Origin of the sequence: Micrococcus sp. KT16 (genome assembly GCF_003315015.1) — a bacterium.
GTDB lineage: Bacteria > Actinomycetota > Actinomycetes > Actinomycetales > Micrococcaceae > Micrococcus > Micrococcus luteus.
Genome location: NZ_QNRG01000002.1, coordinates 263,904 through 285,175 on the forward strand (window position 1 = coordinate 263,904; position 21,272 = coordinate 285,175).

Sequence of the window (21,272 nt, forward strand, 5' to 3'; positions counted from 1 at the left end):
GGGCTAGGCAGGAGGGCCCGGGAGGCCAAGTGGGACACGACAGGTGCCTTGGTCAGGGCCGAGGCGCAGGTATCGTCCACGGCCTCCAGGGCACAGACCGGCAGCCCGGGGTCGGCTGCCTCATCCCCGGCAGGCTCGGCCGGGAGCACGACCTCAGGCACCATGCCGGCCGGACCGATGGCGCCCGGCCCGAGGTGATGAACAGTTGTGGCGGCGGCCGTAGCGGTGGCGGCCCAAGCCGCGCTGGTGCCCGTACCAGCGTGCATCCCGAGCAGGCCCAGGATCAACACGAGGGTGCCCAGAACGGTTCGAAGGGCGGGCCAGCCGGACAGGGGGCGGCGGGGGGAGGTCACAGCAGCTGTTCGGTGGTGTTCCCGCCGTCGGTGGTGGACAGCACGGTCGAACCGATGACCAGCAGTGCTTCGGTCTGCCCGTCGTCGGTGATGCCGGCGCCCAGGGCGGAGGCCGTGCCGACCGGGCGGTCGCTGGCGGTCCAGGTGTCGCCGGCGTCGGTGCTGGTCAGCAGGTGTCCCTCGGTGCCGGCGCCCACGGCGGTGGTGTCATCGGCCCAGGCGACCAGGTGCATCAGCTGGGGGGTGTCCAGGGTGGTCCAGGTCGCGCCGTGGTCGGTCGAGCGCAACATGCCGGTTTCGGTGGTGGCCAGCACGGTCCCGGTTTGGGGGGAGATCGCCAGCGATGCCGGGGCGACGGGGATCTCAAGGCTCTGCCAGGTGAGGCCGTCGGTGCTGGCGCGCAGTTGCCCATCGAAGCCGAGGACCCCGTTCGGGCCGGCGGCCAGGGCGTGGAAATCGGATGCGCCGCCGCGGGAGAGCACCGTCCAGCTCTGGCCCCGGTCGGTGGACTCGGCCAGGCCCAGCGGCTCGGGCAGGTCGGTGCGCGGCGCGGGGTGACCCGAGGCCAGGTAGCGGCCCTCGGGAGTCAGGGTGAAACCCATGAAGTCCACGACCGGACCGACCTGGGTCAGCTCCCCGTCCTGGAGCCGGAACAGGCCCTGGTGGGTGGCCAGCAGCACCTCACCGGACTCGGGGTCCCGGGTGAGGGCATGGACGTGGGTGATGGCCGTGCCGGTGCCCTGCGTGCCGGTGCCGGCCGCCGGGGATGTCGCGGGGTTCGGCGCGGCGCAGGCGGTGAGGGTGCCAGCGCCGAGCAGGGTCAGCCCGCCGGCGATCAGGGTTCTGCGGGTCAGGGGGGTCATGGAGCCTTTCCGCCCCGGGCCAAAAGGCGGGGCCATCTACCATTGTCGGCCGGTGACGCGCCGGGATGGGGCGGTTTGCCTTGAAGATTCGATGAAGATTCCCCGCCCCGGCACCGTTCTGAGCCGCCGGGGCGCGAGACAGAGCGAGACTGGACCCATGAACTCTGGCACTGGCACTGGGACTGACACTGGGACTGGTCCGGCGGCCGGCCGGGTGTTGGTGGTCGATGACGAGAAGCCGCTGGCGCGCATGGTGGCCACCTACCTGGAGCGGGCCGGCTACGAGGTGGCCCTCACCCACACCGGCCCGGCCGCAGTGCAGGCCGCCCGGGTTCACGAGCCCGACGTGATGGTCCTGGACCTGGGCCTGCCCGGGCTGGACGGGATCGAGGTGTGCCGGCGGGTGCGGGCCTTCTCCGAGTGCTATGTGCTGATGCTCACCGCCCGCGGCGATGAGCACCACCGGTTGGAGGGATTGGCGGTGGGGGCCGATGACTACATCACCAAACCCTTCAGCGTCCGGGAGCTGGTCGCCCGGGTGGGGGCGGTCATGCGCCGGCCGCGCACAACGGTGTCAGCCCCCGAACCGGAACGGGTCTGCGGTGACCTGGTCATCGACCTGGCCGCCCACGAGGCCCGCGTGTCGGGCCAGGTGGTGCAACTAACGCGCACGGAGTTCGACCTGCTGGCCGCCTTGTCGGGGCGCCCGCACCAGGCCTTCTCCCGGCGCCAGCTGATCGATATCGTCTGGGACCCGGCCTGGGTGGGCGATGAACGGCTCGTGGACGTGCACATCAAGAACCTGCGCCGCAAGCTCGACGCGGACCCGGCCCGCTATATCGACACCGTCCGCGGGGTCGGCTACCGGATGGCGGAGCAATGACCGGCCGGCGGCGCTACCAAGGATTAGCGGCCCGGTTCTTCCTCGCCCAGCTGCTGGTGGTGGGGGCCAGCGTGCTGGCCGCGGTGGTGGTGGCCTCCCTGGCCGGCCCACCACTGTTCCACGAGCACCTGGAACAGGCCGGGGCCGGACACGATGCAGCCCAGGTGCTGCACGTGGAGCAGGCCTACCGGGACGCCAATTTCTGGACTCTGGGCGTGGCCCTGGCCACGGCCTTGATCTGTTGTCTGGCATTGACCTGGCATGTCGCCCGCCGGATCCAGAGTCCGATCAACGCCCTGACCCAGGCGGCCAAGGCCATGGCCGGTGGACGGTACGACACCCGCGTGCCGGCCATGGGCGCCGGCACCGAGGTGGAGGAGCTGGCAGGGTCTTTCAACACCATGGCCGCACGGCTTCAGCGCACCGAGGACACCCGGCGACGGATGCTCTCGGACCTGGCCCACGAGCTGCGCACCCCCGTCTCCGTGCTGACCGTCTACCACGAGGCCCTGCAAGACGGGGTGTCCCACTGGGACGAGCCCACCGGTGAGCTGATGGGCGAGCAGCTGGCCCGGTTGACCCGGCTGGTGGAGGACATCAACGACGTCTCCCGCGCCGAGGAGGGCCGGATCGAACTGGACCGCAGCCCCCAAGGGGTCAGCGGGCTGCTGCATGCCGCGACCGAGGCCCACAAGGAGGCCTACGCCACCAAGGGCGTGGCCCTGACCATGGACGCCGATCCGGGCCTGGCCGTGGACGTGGACCGCCAGCGCATGGGCCAGGTCCTGGGCAACCTGCTCACCAACGCCCTGCGCCACACCCCGGCCGGGGGCCGGGTCACCCTCGAGGCCCGACAAAGCCCGTCCGGGGTCACGCTCAGCGTCACCGACACCGGGGAGGGGATCTCTCCCGAGCACCTGCCGCACGTCTTCGAACGCTTCTACCGCGGGGACACCGCCCGCGACCGTGACCACGGCGGCTCCGGGGTCGGCCTGGCCATCTCCCGAGCTCTCATCCAGACCCACGGCGGCACCTTGAGCGCCACCTCCACCACGGCCGGGGCGACGTTCACCATCGACCTGCCCACCAAGCAGCCCCCGACCAGCCCACCTACCGGCGCACCCGTTTATCCACCGTGAACACCGGCGCTCCACCCCTTGAATGATACCCCCGGGGGGTATATACCAAGAGGAGAGGCGCCGTCCGGCGCCGCCCTCAGACCTGAAGGAGACCGTCATGACCGAATCCGCCCGCACCCCGCTGCCGGGGGCCACCAACGGCTGCTCGTGCTGCGCCCCAGCCGCCGACGCCACCGCCCCCGCCGGGCACCAGAGTGCCGACCCAACCGGGACGAGCGCCGGCGACGCGACCTACCAGGTGGAGGGCATGACCTGCGGACACTGCGTGGGCTCCGTCGCCGAGGCCGTGAGCGCCCTGGACGGGGTGGACGATGTCCGGGTCGAACTGGTCGCCGGCGGGGCCTCCCCCGTCACCGTGACCGGGCCCGCCTCCGCGGACTCCGTGCGGACGGCCATCGAAGCGGCCGGCTACCGCGTCCGGATCTAACCGACCCATCCCCTCGAGGTCGGCGCCCCACCGCCGAGCCGGTCGCCGAACAGACCGCCGAGCAGAAGGAACACCATGAGCACCCCGCACCACCACGATCACCCCACCGACCAGACCGCCGAACACCCAGACCCGAACCCCCACGCCGGCCACGCCAACCACACCGACCATGCCGCCCACCACCCCGCGGACGCGGCCACCCACGGGCAGGCCATGCCCCAGGGCCACGCCCACTCGGCCCTGGACGAGGACCACCAGGTCCACGACCACGGTCAGCACGCCGGGCATTCCACCGCGATGTTCAAGAACCGGTTCTGGGTCTCACTGGTGCTCTCCATCCCGGTGGTGTTCTTCAGCCACATGGTCGGGCAGCTGCTGGGCTACCACGTCCCCGAGTTCCCGGGCTCGGCGTGGATCGCCCCGGTGCTGGGCACCGTGATCTACCTCTATGGCGGCATGCCCTTCCTGAAGGGCGGGCTGACCGAGTTGCGCGCCCGCCAGCCCGGGATGATGCTGCTGATCGCGATGGCCATCACGGTGGCCTTCGTCGCCTCCTGGGTCACGACCCTGGGCATCGGGGACCTAATGCTGGACTTCTGGTGGGAGCTGGCGCTGCTGGTGGTCATCATGCTGCTGGGCCACTGGATGGAGATGCGCGCCCTGGGCGCGGCCTCCTCCGCCTTGGACGCGCTGGCGGCGCTGCTGCCGGAGGAGGCCGAGAAGGTCGTGGACGGTGACACCATCACCGTGCCGATCACCGAGTTGGCCGTGGGCGATGTGGTGCTAGTGCGGGCCGGGGCCCGGGTGCCGGCCGACGGGACCATCCTCGAGGGCGCCGCGGAGTTCGACGAGGCGATGATCACCGGGGAGTCGAAGCCCGTGCTGCGCCAGGCCGGGGACACGGTGGTCGCTGGGACCGTGGCCACCGACAACACCGTGCGGGTGAAGGTGGCCGCCGTCGGGACCGACACGACCCTGGCCGGGATCCAGCGGATGGTCGCCGACGCCCAGGAATCCTCCTCCCGCGCCCAGGCGTTGGCCGACCGGGCGGCGGCCCTGCTGTTCTGGTTCGCCCTGGTTGCGGCGATCATCACCGCGATCGTGTGGACCGCGATCGGCCAGCCCACCGACGCGGTCACCCGCACCGTGACCGTGCTGGTGATCGCCTGCCCGCACGCCCTGGGCCTGGCCATCCCGCTGGTGATCGCCCTCTCCACGGAGAAGGCCGCCAAGTCCGGGGTCCTGATCAAGGACCGGATGGCCCTGGAGCGGATGCGCACCATCGACGTGGTCCTGTTCGACAAGACCGGCACCCTGACCGAGGGCGCCCACGTCGTCACCGCCGTCACCGCGATGCCCGGCGTGTCCGAGGCAGAACTGCTGGCGGTGGCCGCCGCGGCCGAGGCTGACAGCGAGCACCCCGTGGCCCGGGCCATCGTCACCGCCGCCGGGCAGCACCCGCAGGCCAGCACGTTGCGCAAGCGCGGCACGGACTTCAGTGCTGCCATGGGCCGCGGGGTGCGCGCCACCGTGGACGGCTCCGAGATCCTCGTCGGGGGCCCGAACATGCTGCGCGAGCTTAACCTGACCATGCCGGCGGAGATCACTGAGCACACCGCCTCCTGGACCGCGCGCGGGGCCGGGGTGTTGCACGTGCTGCGCGAGGGGTCCGTTATCGGCGCGGTCGCCGTGGAGGACAAGGTCCGCCCCGAGTCCCGGGCCGCCGTGGCCGCCCTGCACGCCCGCGGCATCAAGGTCGCGATGATCACCGGCGATGCCCGCCAGGTCGCCGAGGCCGTCGGGGCGGACCTGGGCATCGACGAGGTCTTCGCCGAGGTCCTCCCCCAGGACAAGGACACCAAGGTCACCGAGTTGCAGTCCCGGGGACTGTCCGTGGCCATGGTGGGCGACGGCGTCAACGACGCCCCGGCGCTGGCGCGGGCCGAGGTCGGCATCGCCATCGGCGCCGGCACCGACGTGGCCATGGAGTCCGCCGGCGTTGTGCTCGCCAGCAACGACCCCCGCGCGGTGCTGTCGATGATCGAGCTCTCCCAGGCCAGCTACACCAAGATGATCCAGAACCTGGTGTGGGCCACCGGCTACAACGTGCTCGCCGTGCCGCTGGCCGCCGGCGTGCTCGCCCCGATCGGGTTCGTGCTCTCCCCCGCGGTGGGCGCGATCCTGATGTCCGTCTCCACCATCGTGGTGGCCCTCAACGCCCAGCTGCTGCGCCGGATCGACCTGGACCCGGAGCACCTGGCTCCTCTCGAGCGCCCCCGGTCGCAGGCTGCCCTTCAACCCGCGACCTCCTGATCGCGCCTCTTGGCGCTAACTCTGATATGAACCCTCAACCCACTGTGGAAGGACCCACCATGAAACGCACCATGACGCTGACCGCCCTGGCCCTGGCCTCCGCCCTGACCTTGACCGCCTGCGGCACCGGCGCCCAGGACGAGAACGCCGGCGCTGAGGCCTCGGCCACCGCGACCAGCTCCGCCCCCGCCGCCACCCCTGCGGCCACGGCCACCGCGACACCGTCCACCACGGCGACCGGTTCGGCCGAGGAGGTCTCCGCCGAGCACAACGACGCGGACGTGATGTTCGCCCAAATGATGATCCCGCACCACCAGCAGGCCGTTGAGATGAGCGAGATGCTGCTGGCCAAGGATGACGTCCCGGCGGAGGTGGCCGCGTTCGCCCAGAAGGTCATCGACGCCCAGGGCCCGGAGATCGAGCGCATGAACGCCATGCTCACCGCCTGGGGCCAAGACCCCGTGGACACGGACGGTATGGAGGGCATGGACCACGGCGGGATGTCCGGGATGATGTCCGAGGAGGACATGGCCGCCCTGGAGCAGGCCCAGGGCACCGAGGCCGCCCGGTTGTACCTGGAGCAGATGACCGCCCACCACAAGGGCGCCGTGGACATGGCCAAGGACGAGGTCGAGGACGGCCAGAACCCGCAGGCCGTGCAGCTCGCCGAGCAGGTCATCGCCGACCAGGAGGCCGAGATCACCGAAATGCAACAGATGCTCGACAAGCTCTGAGCACCGTCGTCCGCTGCGGGCATCCGGTGAGACGCGGCTGGCGATAGACCCCGAAACCGGAACGGGTCCTCCAGGAAAGGAGACGAGCATGCAGGACAAGATCAAGGTCGCGGTGAACGGGTACGGGGTCATCGGCAAACGCGTCGCCGACGCGGTCCGGGCCCAGGAGGACATGGCGCTGGTCGGAGTCAGTGACGTCATCGCTGACTACCGGATCGCGACTGCGGCCGGGAAGGGTATCCCCGTCTACGCCTCTACCGAGCAGGCCCTACCGGTGATGGCGGATGCCGGCCTTCCCGTCGTCGGAGGCCTGCACGACCTGCTCGAGAACGTTGACGTCGTGGTGGACTGCACCCCGGCCCAGGTGGGCGCCGGCAACCTGGAGCTCTACCGTGCCCACGGGGTCAAATCCGTGTTCCAGGGCGGGGAGAAGCACGATCTCACCGGCCACTCCTTCGTCGCCCACGCCAACTACGCCACCGCCCTGGGCCGGGACAGCACCCGGGTGGTGTCCTGCAATACCACCGCCACCGTCCGGGCCCTTACCGCGCTGAAGGACGTCGGACTGCTGTCCAAGGCCCGGGGGTGCTCATCCGCCGGGCCACCGATCCGTGGGAATCGGACCATTCCGGGATCATGAACACCATCGTCCCCGAGGGCCGAATCCCCAGCCATCAGGGGCCCGACGCCCAGTCGGTGGTCCCGGACCTGGACGTGGTCACCATGGCCGCCAAGGGAGCCCACACTCAGAACCACCTGCACTACTGGACGATCGAGCTCACCCGCCCGGCCGAGAAGCAGGAGGTGTTGGAGGCGTTCCGGGCGATGCCGCGGATCGCCTTCGTCCGGCGCTCGGACGGCGTCGTGGCGGTCAATAGCACCGTGGAACTCATGGAGGACCTGGGCCGGCCCCGGGGTGATATGTATGAGGTGGCCCTCTGGGAAGACATCCTCACCGTGGACGGCAACGAGCTGTACTACACCTACACGGTGGACAACCAGGCGATCGTCGTCCCCGAGAACATCGACGCGATCCGGGCCCTCACCGGAACCGTCGACGACGGCGGCGAGTCCATCCGGCGCACCGACCGCGCCTTGGGGGTGCGCCAGGACTTCGTGCGCTCCTCGGTGGCTGCCCGTTGAACTGCGCGGCAGACGCCGCTGAGGCGGTGCCCGGCCCCAGGAATGGGGGGTGGTCGGACACCGCTTCGGCGGCCGCGGACTACCGCAGCGGTCCTATGGCCTCCGGTCAGGTGCGAGAGGCCGTCGCGATCGCGTTGATGGCCTCATCCAACACCGCATTGAACTGCGCTGGGCTCTGGGCCGTACTCAGCCCTTCGGTCAGGGCGCGGGAGAAGCTGGCGATCACGCCGTGGTTGCGGGCCAGCAGGGTGGTGGCCTGGGCCCGGGTATAGCCGCCCGACAGGGCCAGGACGCGGATCACTCGGGGATGGTCCACGAACTCGCGGTAGAAGTCCGCCCGCTCCGGCAGCGTCACTTTGAGGATGACCGACTGGTCGTCTCCGAGCTTGTCCAGTTGGGCGAGGATTGCCGCCTTGAACTGGTCCTCCACCTCGGCCTTGCGGGGGCTGCGGATATCCACCTCGGGCTCGATGATGGGCACCAGCCCGGTAACGAGGATCTGACGGGCGAGCCCGAACTGCTGCTCCACGACGGAGCCCACCCCGTCCCCGGGCAGCTTGATGACCGAGCGCATCTTCGTCCCGAACATGTGCTTTTCGACGGCTCGAGACAGTAAGTCATCCAGGTGCGGGATGGGTTTCATGAGCTGGGCGCCTTGCTGTTCCGGGGCCAAGCCCTGGTCGATTTTGAGGAAGGGCACGATGCCTTTGCTGTTCCACAGGTAGTCGCCCGTGGGGGAACCCTCCACCTGGCGGTTCATTGTGTTCTCGAACAGGATGGCCCCCATGACGCGCTCACCGTCGAAGCTGGGGCTGGTGATGATACGTGTGCGCACCTGGTGTACCAGGTCGAACATCTCCTCTGGGCCGGAGTAGGCATCCTTGTCGATCCCATAGAGGTGCAAGGCCGCCGGGGTGCTGCCCCCGCTCTGGTCCAGCGCCGCGACGAATCCGACACCGTTCCTGACCCTCTGATACTTCTCCGAGTGCATGGGAGCCTTCCGCGGCGAGGGAGCACGGTGGTCCGGGTTCCCTGCGCGCGTCATGGACGACTGGCCGCCCTCAAGGGGGAACGGTCATCAGCAGGCTCAACCCAGGGTGACGAGCAGGTCCGCGCAGGCCTGCTCACACCGGCGGCAGGCCTCGGCACACACCTTGCAGTGCTCGTGCATCTGGGCGTGGCTCTCGCATTCGTCCCCGCACGTCTTGCAGGCGGCCCGGCAGGCCTCGAGCAGGGCGCGGGTGGTCTCGACGTTGTTGCCGGTCTGCCGGGACAGCATCCGGCCTGTGGCGGCGCACACATCGGCGCAGTCCAGGTTCAACCGGATGCACTGCCTCAGGTCGGCCACCATGTCCTCGGCCAGGCAGGCGTCCGCGCAGGCGGTGCACGTCTGGGCGCACTCGAAGCAGGCCTGGATGCATTCGGCCAGTTTCTGCCGATCGATGTTCCCCACCTCCTTCGGGTAGGTCTCCAGCATGGCGCTCACGTGATGGGTCATGATGTGCTCCTTCGTCGATCTGATCCGACGCACCGGCCTTCGCCGGCCCGCCCTGCCATCGACCGTAGACCGCCCCGCCGACGCGGGTGAAGGGCTCAACCTTGAAGGTTCCGTGAAGATCGCCGGCCACGGAGGCCCGCGGACTCCTTTACGGGCAGGGATGACGAAGGTGTGACCAGCCGCCCCTCAGCCCGGCCGACGGCCCTGAGGACCACGCCGACGGGGAGGACCAGCAGGGCTCGCCTCAACGTGGATCCTGTCGGACCGGACGGTCGGTGTCGGGAAGAGCGCTTATGCGATCCGACCAGGGGCGTCGAGGCCGCCGGTGCAGGGTTGCCGGGTGCATTCGGATCGAGGATCGCAATTTCGAGCCAGGCGGTTCGTGGAGACGCTCCGGGTCAACGGCCTGGTCGGGTCGATGGGCAGGGTCGGTGCTGCTGGGGACAACGCGGCAATGGAATCCTTCTTCGCGTTGTTGCAGAAGAACGTGCTGAACCGGCGTCGCTGGCAGTCCTTCGACCAGCTCCGGCTCGCGATCGTGAGCTGGATCGAGCGGACCTATCACCGCCGTCGTAGGCAGGCCCGTCTCGGGAAGCTCACCCCTGTCGAGTTCGAGATGGTTCAATCAGTCCAGGCGGCTGCCGCCGCCTGATAACTCGTGTCAAGCAAACTCATGGCAGACCCCGGGCACCGATGGGACCTGTCAGGTCAGTACCGCGTCACGGTCAGCGTTGTGGTGGTGCACAAGGCGACCCTCTTCAGGGGGGGCGCCTTAGGATGCCGCCAAGGTCCCCAACATGAGCCCAGTTGCTGGTCGTTAGGGGTACCTCGTGTCCCGCGCGGCCGACGCTACCGGCGTTTCAGGCGTCGGCGGCTGCCTAACTTCCCAGACCGACCCAGCTGAGCACGATGGTGGCCAGGAGGGTGAGCACAGCCACTAGGGCGTGTCTGACAATCGTTTGGATTACGCGAGCACCGCCCGCGTCCGCTGCGGCGATCAGCATCTGAAGCACCCGATCCCAGGTGCCTTCTTCGGCCATGCGTCGATACCAGGTCCACACTTCTCTGCCGCGGCCAGAAGACCTTGGGCAGATCGCGCTAGGCGATCCCGCACCGGTACCGGTAGATGATGGCCTCGATCATCATCCGCGCATCCGAGAAGGGCCTGCCGGGCCGGCCCGTGTGAGTAGGCAGCATCGGGGCGATCAGCTCCCACTGGGCATCGGAGAGCATCTGGAAACGGGACATGCCTTCCAAGGTGCCAGTGGGCCCCTAGACTGTTTGTCAGACACGCCCTAGGAGCGTATATGGCCTCTACCTCTCCAACGCTTTTGCCGTTCCGGATCGATTCTCTAGCCACCTCGCTCTTCGCCAAGGAGACAGGCTTCAGCGGCCCCCATCTCCATGACTTCTTCGCTCGTTACACCGACATGCTGGGCCCCTATCGGTGGAACGGGAGCCCCTCCCGATGGCAGATCTTCCAGACCGGGTTGCATTCTCTTCCGCTGCCTCAACAACGCGCCGTGCTACTGGAGTTGTGTTCCTACGACGGCGAGTTCAAAAACGGCCGCCCCCCTGAAGGGGAGCTCACCCGGCTACGGGGCATGCTCCTCTCCGCCGGCACCCCCGGCGCGCACGCAGCACAGGAGTCCCTGCAGAAGCTCGAGGACTGGGAGGCCGTCAACAGGTCCTGGCAGGCCGCGCTGACCAAAGTCCAGGACGACCCCGACGGAGCTATCACCGCGACCCGCACCACCATCGAGAGCGTGTGCAAGCACATCTGCGATGAACGCGGAGTGAAGTACGAAGACGGGTGGGATCTCGCTCGGCTCTACAAGGCCACCTCAAGTGCGATGCAGGTGGCACCGGATCAGCACAGCGAACAGATCATCAAGCAGATCCTCAGTGGGGCGGCAACGCTTGTTGGAGGACTGGCCGCGATGAGGAATGCCCTCAGCGACGCCCACGGTCGAGGCAAGCGCTCTGTGGGGCCGGCACCTCGCCATGCCAAGCTCGCGGTCAACGCGGGGTTCGCCATCGCCGGCTTCCTCATCGACACCCACGTAGAGAAACCGCCCGTTTCCAGCTGACCCTCTCGGCCCCGATTCTTAGGTTTAGAACGGCAGGGCCCCGTGTACGTTGTGCCTGTGGAGCAACTTGCAGATCGCGGCGTCATCCGCGCAGCCCTGGACGACTTCGGACATGCCTGGGGTCAGCGCATCGACCGCTGGCGGACCGATGGACAAACCCACACGGAGAAGTCCTTCGCCCAGCAGTTCTGGTCCGACCTGCTGCGCGCTTTCGGGGTGATCCCCGAGCGCATCGACCTGTTCGAGCGCGGGGCCGCGCGCGCCTCCACCGGTGGGGCCGGCTACATCGACTTCTTCTGGTCCGGCGTCGCCCTGGGCGAGGCCAAGTCCCTGGACGCCGACCTCGATGTCGCCCACGCCCAGGCGTTGGACTACCTGGCCGGCGGGTCCATCGGTCAGCACGAGTGGCCCAAGTACGTGCTCGTCACCGACTTCGCCCGCATCCGTGTCGAACGTCTGGGCGAGGCCGGCTGGGTGTCCGAGTTCGCGGTGCAGGACGCCGCCGATCACGTGGACGAGCTGATGTTCCTGGCTGGCCGGGACACCGTGACCAAGGCCGAGGAGCAAGAGGCCTCCATCGCGGCCGCGCAGCTGATGGCCTCCATGTTCACCGCCCTCGTCGGGGACGAGGTGGATGTGCCTGTCGGCGAGGAGGCCCCCGAGGACGCCGAGGAGGAGGAGTTCGCCACCCAGCAGGCCTCGATCCTGCTCACCCGGCTGCTGTTCCTGCTCTACGGAGACGACGCCGGCCTGTGGGAGGCCGACCTGTTCCAGCGTTGGGTGGAGTGGGACACCACCGCCGACAACCTCGGCCCCCAGCTCGACGCCCTCTTCCGGGTGCTCAACACCCCCGAGAACCGGCGCCGCGGCGTGCCGGACTCCCTGGCCCGCTTCCCCTACGTCAACGGCGGCATCTTCGACGGCACCTCCACCGCCGGGTTCCTCACCAACAACTTCCGGGACGCGCTCGTGGCCGCCTGCCGGTTCCGGTGGACCCAGATCTCCCCGGCCGTGTTCGGCTCCATGTTCCAACTGGTCAAGTCCAAGCAGGCCCGCCGCGGGGATGGGGAGCACTACACCTCCGAGGAGAACATCCTCAAGACCATCGGCCCGCTCTTCCTGGACGAGTACCGCGCCCGAGCGGACCGACTCATCCAGAACAAGACCACCACCCGGCGTGAGGTGATCGGCCTGATCGAGGAGATGGCCGCCAACATCTACGTCGACCCGGCCTGCGGGGCCGGCAACTTCTTGAACCTGGCCTACGCCAAGCTGCGCGAGATCGAGACGGACCTGCTGGCCGACCAGCGCCGCCGCACCGGATCTCAGGACCTCTCCCTAGACGTGAGCTTGGATCAGCGGATCCACATCGACCGGTTCTACGGAATCGAGATCAACTGGTGGCCGGCCAAGATCGCCGAGACCGCCATGTTCCTCGTGGACCACCAGGCCAACCGGCAGCTGGCCGCCGCGCTCGGCCAGGCCCCGGTGCGTCTGCCGATCAAGATCACCGCAACGATCTACCAGCACGACGCGCTGACCCTCGACTGGTCTCAGGCACTGCCGAAACCGGCCGGGCGCACGTTCGTGTTCGGCAACCCCCCGTTCCTGGGTGACCACACCCGCACGGCTGCCCAGCTGGCGCTGATGCAGGCGGCCTGGGGTGAAGGCAAGCAGCTCTCGCGCTTGGACTTCGTGACCTCCTGGCACGCGCTTACCCTGCGTCTCCTGGCCGAGCGGGATGGGGAGTGGGCGTTCGTGACCACGAACTCCATCGTCCAGGGCGACCAGCCCGCCCGCCTGTTCGCCCCGATCTTCGCCGCCGGCTGGCGCATCAAGTTCGCCCACCGCACCTTCGCGTGGGACTCCCAGGCCCCCGGCAAGGCCGCGGTGCACTGCGTGATCATCGGCTTCACCCGCGACCCCGGCACCAAGGCGCGCCTGTTCAAGTACGAGCATGCACGAGGCGAGGCCCGCGAGGTGCCCGGGGTGAAGACCATCAACGCCTACCTCGTGGACGGACCCAACGTCCTCGTGGACAAGCGAAGCACCCCCCTCGCCCCCGACCTTCCGGAGGTCACCTACGGATCCAAGCCTGCCGATGCCGGCAACCTCGTGGTCACCGCAGAGCAGTACCAGGCCGTGATGGCCGATCCGGTCATGGCCCCCTACGTGCGCCCTTACGTCGGCGCGGTCGAGTTGATCCGCGGCCAGCAGCGCTGGTGCCTCTGGCTGGCCGACATGGACCCGGATGCGCCCTCCCACTCCCCCGAGCTCAAGCGCCGCCTCGAGGGTGTCGCCGCCGAACGGGCCAAGTCCAAGGCCGCCTCCACCCGGGACTGGGCACGTTTCCCCCACCTGTTCCGTCAGCGGGGCCTCGTCTCCGACGTGCCGTTCGTCGGTATCCCCGAGGTCAGCAGCGAAGCACGCGCCTACCTGCCCGTGGCTCACTTCGAACCCGACGTCATCATCTCCAACAAGGTCTACGGCGCCCTGGACCCCGATGGCATCGTGTTCGCTGTGGCCTCCTCCTCGATGTTCATCACCTGGATGAAGACCGTCGGAGGACGCATGAAGTCCGACCTGTCCTTCTCCAGCACAATCACCTGGAACGGCTTCCCCCTGCCCGCCCTGACCGACAAGGACCGCGCCGCCCTGGCCCGCGCCGCCGAGAAGGTCCTCGAAGCCCGAGCCCTACATCCCAGGCGGTCCCTTGCCCAGCACTACGCCCCGCTGGGCATGGACCCGGCCCTGGTCAAGGCCCACGACGGGCTGGACGCGGTGATGGACAAGATCATGGGAGCACCCCGCCGGTGCCGCACCGAGCTGGAGCGTCAGGAGCTACTCTTCGCCCGTTATGCCCAGCTGACTTCGTAGCAGCGCGCCATATGGAGAAGGCGTAGAAGCACCGGCACTGGTGGCAGAGATCGGACCGTGTCAGATGACGAACCGCAGCTTCGGTCGGACGGTCGAGGCGGCATCCATGACCGCTTCGGCCACCTCGGGAGCGATACGGCCAGCGGCCATGATGCCCTCGAAGTCGTATCCGCCATCGGTGATCAACTGACGAGCAATCCCGAGCACCTGTGGCGATTCCGCCGGGCCAAGGGGCCCGGGCTCCGGATGCCCCCAGGCGGATAGTTGCTGATTGGCGCGCCTGTACGAGGCCTCGGAGAGCCGTCCCAGTGAGTGGGCACGGTAAACCAGGGCACGCAGACTGACCCCCCAGTGGCGCTTGAGCTCATGGAACGCCGGCCAGTTAATGCGCCGGGGCAGGTCTTCAATGATCTCGTCTCGAGGCATGAGGAACTCAGCGGCGAACTGGTGGGCCTGCTGCTCCACTAGCTTCGACCCCGGTTCGGTGTCGGGGTGCAGAACCAGGTGGCCCAACTCATGGGCCGCGTCGAACCGGCTACGCGCTTTGTCATCCTTGGTTGGGGAGAGAAAAACCAGTGGCCGTGCTCCGGAGTACGTCGAGAACGCGTCTACAGCCGCGTCCGTCTCCACCGGCAGGCGCAACGCGATGATCCCGTGGGCTTCCAGCGTCTGGACCACTGAGGGCAGAGGACCTGGCGCGATGCCCCAGGTCGAACGAGTAAGCCGAGCCGCCTCAACGATGGCCTCATCGGTCAGCTCCTCGGGCAGCTCCAGCTCGGGCAGCGACACCGGGGGAAGATCGACGTAGGCACCGATCAGATCAACCAGCTCCAGGCACAACTCGCCGTAGGCCAGCGCCTGCTCCCTGGAGGTAGCGGACGTAGAGCGCAACGAGCGGAAGTGCGCCCCGGACGCAGGCAAGAGCGCAAGAGGTCGTCCGGCGCCGAAGAATTCTCGAGGCAAGCCCAGCTGCAAGCAAAGTCGGGCCAGGACACTTTGAGTCGGCTTCGAGAGGTTCTTCTCAAACTGCGCGATGGCGGTCGGGGTGACTCCTACTTCTCGGGCGAGGGTGGCCTTGGTCTTTCGGCGCAGCCTCCTGGCCACGGTGAGCCGAGTGCCATCGAAGTCCGTGCCCGCAGCCGAGAGAGGTGAAATGCGGGTCACGCCTGACCTTCCTGGGGCCGCTGCTTCAGAGCCATCGAGAGGGCTGCCGCGGGCCTCTCGTCGAAGTTCGGGCCACGATCAGGCATGGGCGTCTGCGTGACCTGCGCGTCACGGTCGGCATCCCACCAGAGCCTCTCGTGGGCGATGAAGGGCCTCTCACCGAGCACGGGAACGGCCAGCCAGCCCGCGGTCAGTGGAGTCTTGGCTTCCCCGCCCCACAGGAGCATGAAGTTCTGTACAGTTCCGGGCGACCCTGGGTGCGCGAAGAGCGACGCAGCTCCGGCGGCAGGGGTCCGATACTGCAGAACCTCGGAGTTCTCTGCGGCGATTGCCGCCCTGACCTGGCTATCTTGATGAGCCCAGTCGACGCCCCCACCCCAGTTCGGATTGCGCCCTTGCCCGTAGGGAACCTTCATCGTTACGAAGCGTGCGCCCGCGAACTCGAAGGTGAGGACGCCTCCTGGGGTCGCCACGTGGAGCCCCGAGATACGCCAATGCGCATCGGAATGTTCGCGCACATCATGGTGAGCTCGACGAGGCGCCCTCTCCTTCAGGTTCTCGTAGCACTGAAAACCGAAGGACCTAGGGGTGTCACCGAGCTCGTCGGGCTCGTAACGGTCAAGGTTGGTCGTATAGACCTCCTGCACCAGCCCCCGCAAGGCATCGGTCAGGCCGCTCTCGGCGCACTCGTTGACGACAGTATGCAACGCCCTCTGGGCTGCTTCTTCGGCTCGATCCACTCACACAGTAAAGCACAGATGCTCGATCACGGCTACAACTCAAGTCGGGGTGCATAAAAACTTGCCAAGACTGAAGTAGCGCTGTCCAAGCTAAACCTCGACGCTAGGACGGTGGCGTCCGGCCAGCCAACGGGGGCATCAGTCGGATGACATAGCCCCCTTCTGCGTCCGCGTGCGACGACATGCCCGTGCAGCTTCCTTCCGCCCGCCCGTTCTACAGCCGCCAGGTCTGGCCGCGGGCTGCCTCGGCGAACATTCCCGCCCCGCACCGCTCCAGGCTCGCCAGGACGGCGGCCACCGTGAGAGGCGGATTACGGGTGGCCGCCGCCTGCACCTGAACAGAGCGCATCACCTGGGCCGGGTCCAGGTCGAGCTGGTTCATGAAGAACTCGTCCGGATCCTGGGCCTGCAGGTTGAACCGGCCGAGCACCTCGGCAGGGAAGTCCTTGAGGTTGGCCGTCACGATCAGATCCGCCCGCCCCTGGACCGCGGCGGCCACCACATGCCGATCATCCGGGTCGGGAAGATCGATGGCCCCAACGAGCTGCTCCCACCCTTACACGCACGCGTCGTCGAAGGCCTGGTTCATCACCGCGGCCCGGCGTCGGGCCGCCCCGGTCTCCCGCATGTCCGGGTGGATGGTCTCCAACGCACGGATGGTCTCCTCGAGGATCCGCTCACTCCACAAGGGCCGGTAGAGGCCGGCCTCGGCCATGTAGAGCAGGGTGTCCGCCTGCGCGATGGGCACCAGCACGCATGCATCGAGCACGGCACTGAAGCGGGCCACTACCGGGCCTGCCGCCCCAGGTCGCGGCGGGCCTGACGCAGAGCCTGCCGGTACCGATCCGCGTCCTCGTCGTAGAGACCCGCCTCGGAGGCCGAACCGGTCAGGTCTTCCAGGGCGGCGCGGCGGTCCCGACGCTTGGCCTCTTGGTACTGCACCACATCCTGCAGGCGCACCCGCCGGTGGCGGCCACCGGAGGTCAGCTCATGGGCAAGCTCGCCGCCCTCGAGCAGCTTCACGAGCGTGGGGCGGCTGATGCCCAAGAAGTTCGCCGCCTCCTGGGTGGTGAGCATCTGATCCACCGGGGCCACGGTGATGGCCTTGCCCACCTGCATGGCCTCGACCACCTCCCGCAGGACGTTGAACGCCTCTAAGGGAAGGGGAACAGTCTGCCCGTCCGGACCGAGCAACGCGGCCGGCTGCGTCAGGGCCCCCAGGAACCTGCTCAGATCGAGCATCTCCTCCAGGTCTGCAGGCGGCAGCACCGTGCGCGTGGCGTTGGGCTTGGTCTCCATGCACGCAGTATGAGACTTCAAACGAAAAAATCGCAACCCCGTGCGGTCGGGCTCACCCCTCAGCTCCAGCACCACGAGACAACGACGTGTAGAGCGTCTGCCGGCTGACCCCGAACGTGCGCGCCACCTCGGCCTTCGGGATGCCCATGTCGATCATCACGCGTGCCTGCTCCACGTCCGCGCCCGAGAGCTTCGGGGCCTGCACGTACTTGCCGCGGGCCTTGGCCAGGGCGATGCCCTCGGCCTGACGTTCCTTGATCCGTCGGCGCTCGAACTCAGCGAACGCCGCCAGGATCCCCAGCATGAGCCCGTCCACCGGGGAGGTGCCGGACTTGTCCACGGTGATCCGCTCGGACACGAATTGCACCGCACATCCCTTGTCCGTGAGCTCGTCCACGATCGCGTACAAGTCCCGGGTGTCCCGGCCCAGGCGATCCATGGAGGCGACCTTCACCAGGTCCCCCTCCCGCACGTACCCGATCAGCTCGGCCAGGCCCGCGCGCTTCGCACGTGAGCTGCCGGAGATCTTGTCTTCGAAGATCCGGTCGCACTCCCCCACCGCCTCGAGCTGACGATCCAGGTTCTGCTCGGCCGAGCTCACCCGCACATAGGCCACCGTCTGTCCAACCACGTCTAAGACCCTCCGTCAGATGTGTCCAACGGGTCCGAACTGAACCCACTCTGACGTGATGATCTCGTAGGGCCGGGGGGTGTGTAAAGGGGTATACCCCCTTGGACAGCCTGCTTCTCGACGGGGCGGCACCGCTGCGCAATGAAGGTGGGGACGATTCATCCTCGAGTCGAGCTCGGCACCAGCCAGATGGCAGCCGCATCCGTCTCGATGAGTTCCACGGGCCCGACTGCGACCACGCGCAGTCGGAAGTGGCCGGCCTCGGCCACCTCGACGACACTGTCGGGAACGATTCCGGCCTGCTGGAAGCGGATCAGACGCTGCGGGTCGGCGTCGGAGATGCGTAGGACCCGGTAGAACCCCGGCTCGGCTGCATCCAGGCGGACCGCGTGGGCCGGCCGCTCCCGCTGCCCTACGGGAGTGGGGATGGGGTCGCCGTGGGGATCGTGCGTGGGGTGGCCCAGCATCTGATCGATCCGCTCGATCAGCTCGTCGGAGGCGGCGTGCTCGAGTCGTTCGGCTTCCGCGTGGACCTCGTCCCAGGAGTAGCCTAGGCTCGCGGCGAGGAAGCTTTCCAGCAGCCGGTGCCGGCGGACCATCGCGATCGCGTGCTCGCATCCCTTCCCGGTGAGGGTCACGGGCTTGTAGGGCTGGTACTCGACCAGGCCCTGGGCTGCCAGGCGCTTGACCGTCTCGGTGACGTTGGGCGCGGTGGTGCCCATGCGTGCGGCCAGGCTCTTCGTGCTCAGCGGCGCGTCTCCCCACTCCGTGGCGGACCAGATCGCCTTGAGGTAGTCCTGGGCCACCGGAGTGATCTCGTCGAGGCTCATGGCCTGCACGATAGCGGGACCTCCTTCACCCCTGCCCGGTCAACGTCAGCCACAGCAGCACGGCGTTCAGGGCCACGATCAGAGCCACGACCACCCATGCCACCGTCTGCAGGGGCGTGGAGTTCGCGTGTCGGCCCATCACGGCCCGGGCACCGGTCAGTCGGACCAGGGGGATCATGGCAAAGGGGATGCCGATACTGAGCAGCACCTGGGAGAGGACGAGCGCCCAGGTGGGGTCCACCCCGGAGGCGATGACCAGCAGCGCGGGGATCAGCGTGAGCACCCGCCGCAGCATCTGAGGGATGCGCCAGCGCAGCAGCCCGCCCATGATCTCCGACCCCGCATAGGAGCCCACCGCGGTGGAGGCCAGCCCGGAGGCCAACAGGCCGACGCCGAAGAGCACGCCCACCGCCGGCCCCAGTGCGGTCGTGATCGCCGCGTGGGCGCCTTCGATGCTGTCCGTCCCGGAGACCCCGGAGAGATTGGCCGCCGCCAGCAGCAGCATCGCGATGTTCACCGACCCTGCCACCAGAAGCGACAGCCCCACATCCCACCGGGTGGCCCGCAGCAGCCTGCCAAGGGTGCCCGGATGAGCGTGGGCCCCCTGATGGCGGTCACGCGCCAGAGCTGAGTGCACATAGATCGCGTGGGGCATCACCGTGGCCCCCAACATGCCGGCCGCCAGGAGCACCGTCTGGGTTCCCTCGAACCGGGGGACCATGCCCGCCACGGCCTCACCCCAGGAGATGGGCCCGTAGAACAGTCCCGAGACGAACCCGAGGGTGATCACGGCCAGCAGGCCCACGACGACGAACTCGAAGGGCTGCTGCCCGCGCCGGGACTGCACACCCAACAGGATCATCGAGACCACCCCGACGATCACCCCGCCGGCCAGCAGGGGGATACCGAAGAGGATGTGCAGGGCAATGGCCCCTCCGATCACCTCGGCCAGATCCGTGGCGGCGGCCACGATCTCCGCCTGCACCCAGTACGCCAAACGCCGCCCGCGCGGCAACCGGTGCCCCAGCAGCTCCGGAAGCGAGCGGCCGGTGACGAGCCCGAGCTTCGCCGAGAGGTACTGCACGAGCATGGCCATCAGGTTCGCTGCGACCAGCACCCAGACCAGCAGGTACCCGTACTGGGCCCCCGCCGTCAGGTTCGCAGCCACATTGCCGGGGTCCACATAGGCCACCGCCGCCACGAAGGCCGGCCCCAGCAGCCGCATTCCCCGACGACCGGGGCGATCCACCCTCTCCACGGCGACCTTGCCATCCGCCGGCCGATCCACACCGGCGGTCATCCGAGGCTCCAATGGCGATGCATGCATGAGATTTAACATACCTGAACTCTGAGGAGACAGGTGGTCTGACCACACCCCGGCACCCCGGCAGTCTCAGATGCACCGACGGCCGTAGCCGAACACTCCTGCTTTCACGAACCTAATCGTGTGCACCTGAATTCTTTTGTGTGCCCTAACTGGAGTACCCCTCATGGAAATCTCCCGCCGTTCAGTAGCCACCGGCCTCGCCTGGGCCGTGCCGGCCGTGGCCGCATCGACGGCCGCGCCCGCCATGGCCGCCTCCTCCTGCGCGGGGTACACCGCAGGCAAGCCCCTCCCAGCCTCGGCGTTCACCCTGACCTACCTGCGCATCACCAACGAGACGCTCGGCAGGCTGTCCAACAAGCAGGTGGCCCTCGATTTCGACTTCCGCCTCAGCGACGAGGCCGCGGCCTGCGGGGTGCGCACCGGATCCGTCTCCTCCACCAGCAACGGCGGCACCTCCCGGATCGCCTTGAACAACGGGAAGACCTACAACGCGACCAACGGCCTCGCCGTCCCGGCCAACGGATCCGTAGGACGCACCGACGGTACCTGCCGGCTCGGCCTGGACCGCACTGAGGCCTGCGGCACCACGGGGCAGTCCCCCTACAGCGTCGCCGGGTCCACGGGCGCCAGCTCGACCGCCGTCACGGCCATCTCCCTCTACCGGTCCATCACGGTCTCCGGCTACGGCACCACCGTCGTCTACCTCAACGCCACGGGTGTGGGCACCAACCTGTCCGTGAGCGCCGCACCGCTGATCTGACCCCCGCACGACGGACCGCCATGCCGCCTCTGAAGGATCAGGATCTCGCCCTCACACCAGGACAACGCCCCCACCATCCCCTGAGGGACAGGGGGTCGCTTCTGGCATACCCAGCTTGACAGCCGAACAGTTCATCACTGCCCTCATCCTTCACGAAATCCGAGACAGCCTCTCAGGGCGCCGGGTCGGCCTGTCCCGTAA

19 protein-coding genes and 3 pseudogenes are annotated in these 21,272 nt (G+C 68.3%); 10 read left to right on the plus strand and 12 right to left on the minus strand.

Annotation, left to right across the window (positions count from 1 at the left end):
- Positions 1-349 precede the first annotated feature (349 nt).
- Positions 350-1,216 (minus strand): F510_1955 family glycosylhydrolase, encoded by an 867-nt coding sequence (locus DE149_RS03345; RefSeq protein WP_060775534.1) that lies wholly within the window; start codon positions 1,214-1,216, stop codon positions 350-352.
- A gap of 157 nt (positions 1,217-1,373) precedes the next feature.
- On the opposite strand from DE149_RS03345, the gene DE149_RS03350 reads away from it, so the two are divergent.
- The 6 genes and pseudogenes from DE149_RS03350 (at position 1,374) to DE149_RS03375 (ending at position 7,855) form a co-directional block, all read left to right on the plus strand.
- Positions 1,374-2,099 (plus strand): response regulator transcription factor, encoded by a 726-nt coding sequence (locus DE149_RS03350; protein ID WP_017488138.1) that lies wholly within the window; start codon positions 1,374-1,376, stop codon positions 2,097-2,099.
- Positions 2,096-3,238: a cell wall metabolism sensor histidine kinase WalK gene (locus DE149_RS03355; RefSeq protein ID WP_113913949.1), complete on the plus strand. Its 1,143-nt coding sequence runs from the start codon at positions 2,096-2,098 to the stop codon at positions 3,236-3,238. Before DE149_RS03350 ends, DE149_RS03355 begins: the two co-directional genes overlap by 4 nt.
- 97 nt (positions 3,239-3,335) lie before the next feature.
- The gene (locus tag DE149_RS03360) at positions 3,336-3,665 is read left to right on the plus strand and encodes a heavy-metal-associated domain-containing protein (protein ID WP_002854303.1); all 330 of its coding nucleotides are present in this window, start codon (positions 3,336-3,338) and stop codon (positions 3,663-3,665) included.
- A 75-nt stretch (positions 3,666-3,740) separates the two neighbouring features.
- Complete coding sequence (locus DE149_RS03365) at positions 3,741-5,978, plus strand: copper-translocating P-type ATPase (RefSeq protein ID WP_113913950.1); 2,238 nt, start codon at positions 3,741-3,743, stop codon at positions 5,976-5,978.
- Between the two features lie 59 nt (positions 5,979-6,037).
- Positions 6,038-6,712, plus strand: coding sequence for a DUF305 domain-containing protein (locus DE149_RS03370; RefSeq protein ID WP_060974078.1), 675 nt, complete (start codon positions 6,038-6,040; stop codon positions 6,710-6,712).
- Between the two features lie 88 nt (positions 6,713-6,800).
- A pseudogene (locus DE149_RS03375) lies at positions 6,801-7,855 on the plus strand (type II glyceraldehyde-3-phosphate dehydrogenase).
- A 106-nt stretch (positions 7,856-7,961) separates the two neighbouring features.
- Here DE149_RS03375 and DE149_RS03380 read toward each other — a convergent pair.
- Both DE149_RS03380 and DE149_RS03385 read right to left on the minus strand, forming a co-directional pair.
- Positions 7,962-8,846 (minus strand): fructose bisphosphate aldolase, encoded by an 885-nt coding sequence (locus DE149_RS03380; protein ID WP_113913951.1) that lies wholly within the window; start codon positions 8,844-8,846, stop codon positions 7,962-7,964.
- Between the two features lie 96 nt (positions 8,847-8,942).
- Positions 8,943-9,353, minus strand: coding sequence for a four-helix bundle copper-binding protein (locus DE149_RS03385; protein ID WP_113913952.1), 411 nt, complete (start codon positions 9,351-9,353; stop codon positions 8,943-8,945).
- Between the two features lie 340 nt (positions 9,354-9,693).
- Here DE149_RS03385 and DE149_RS03390 point away from each other — a divergent pair.
- A pseudogene (locus DE149_RS03390) lies at positions 9,694-10,005 on the plus strand (transposase); the annotation flags it as partial.
- A 499-nt stretch (positions 10,006-10,504) separates the two neighbouring features.
- Here DE149_RS03390 and DE149_RS11930 read toward each other — a convergent pair.
- A pseudogene (locus tag DE149_RS11930) lies at positions 10,505-10,601 on the minus strand (IS5/IS1182 family transposase); the annotation flags it as partial.
- 59 nt (positions 10,602-10,660) lie between these two features.
- Between DE149_RS11930 and DE149_RS03400 the strand changes: the two are divergent.
- Both DE149_RS03400 and DE149_RS03405 read left to right on the plus strand, forming a co-directional pair.
- The gene (locus DE149_RS03400; protein ID WP_036314019.1) at positions 10,661-11,443 is read left to right on the plus strand and encodes an abortive infection family protein; all 783 of its coding nucleotides are present in this window, start codon (positions 10,661-10,663) and stop codon (positions 11,441-11,443) included.
- A gap of 57 nt (positions 11,444-11,500) precedes the next feature.
- Entirely contained in the window at positions 11,501-14,320 is a 2,820-nt protein-coding gene (locus tag DE149_RS03405; RefSeq protein ID WP_113913953.1) for a DNA methyltransferase, read from the plus strand.
- Positions 14,321-14,380: 60 nt separating this feature from the next.
- Here the strand turns inward: DE149_RS03405 and DE149_RS03410 are convergent, their stop codons facing one another.
- The 8 genes from DE149_RS03410 to DE149_RS03440 form a co-directional block, all read right to left on the minus strand.
- On the minus strand, positions 14,381-15,484 hold the full coding sequence (locus DE149_RS03410) for an XRE family transcriptional regulator (protein ID WP_051995340.1): 1,104 nt from the start codon (positions 15,482-15,484) through the stop codon (positions 14,381-14,383).
- Positions 15,481-16,224 carry a hypothetical protein gene (locus tag DE149_RS03415; protein ID WP_129867028.1) on the minus strand — a complete coding sequence of 248 codons (744 nt, stop codon included), beginning with the start codon at positions 16,222-16,224 and terminating at the stop codon, positions 15,481-15,483. Before DE149_RS03415 ends, DE149_RS03410 begins: the two co-directional genes overlap by 4 nt.
- A 214-nt stretch (positions 16,225-16,438) precedes the next feature.
- Positions 16,439-16,756, minus strand: a complete 318-nt coding sequence (locus DE149_RS11765) for a PIN domain-containing protein (protein WP_223247556.1) — start codon at positions 16,754-16,756, stop codon at positions 16,439-16,441.
- A gap of 24 nt (positions 16,757-16,780) precedes the next feature.
- The gene (locus tag DE149_RS11770) at positions 16,781-17,011 is read right to left on the minus strand and encodes a PIN domain-containing protein (RefSeq protein ID WP_222427465.1); all 231 of its coding nucleotides are present in this window, start codon (positions 17,009-17,011) and stop codon (positions 16,781-16,783) included.
- Positions 17,011-17,523 (minus strand): helix-turn-helix domain-containing protein, encoded by a 513-nt coding sequence (locus tag DE149_RS03425; protein WP_036313340.1) that lies wholly within the window; start codon positions 17,521-17,523, stop codon positions 17,011-17,013. The genes DE149_RS11770 and DE149_RS03425 overlap by 1 nt, the downstream gene beginning before the upstream one ends.
- Positions 17,524-17,575: 52 nt before the next feature.
- Positions 17,576-18,154 carry a recombinase family protein gene (locus DE149_RS03430; RefSeq protein ID WP_036313342.1) on the minus strand — a complete coding sequence of 193 codons (579 nt, stop codon included), beginning with the start codon at positions 18,152-18,154 and terminating at the stop codon, positions 17,576-17,578.
- 158 nt (positions 18,155-18,312) lie between these two features.
- On the minus strand, positions 18,313-18,984 hold the full coding sequence (locus tag DE149_RS03435) for a metal-dependent transcriptional regulator (protein WP_036317499.1): 672 nt from the start codon (positions 18,982-18,984) through the stop codon (positions 18,313-18,315).
- Positions 18,985-19,009: 25 nt separating this feature from the next.
- Positions 19,010-20,284, minus strand: a complete 1,275-nt coding sequence (locus DE149_RS03440; protein ID WP_080694935.1) for an Nramp family divalent metal transporter — start codon at positions 20,282-20,284, stop codon at positions 19,010-19,012.
- A gap of 190 nt (positions 20,285-20,474) precedes the next feature.
- Between DE149_RS03440 and DE149_RS03445 the strand changes: the two genes are divergently transcribed.
- Positions 20,475-21,071 (plus strand): hypothetical protein, encoded by a 597-nt coding sequence (locus DE149_RS03445; RefSeq protein WP_036317467.1) that lies wholly within the window; start codon positions 20,475-20,477, stop codon positions 21,069-21,071.
- Positions 21,072-21,272 lie beyond the last annotated feature (201 nt).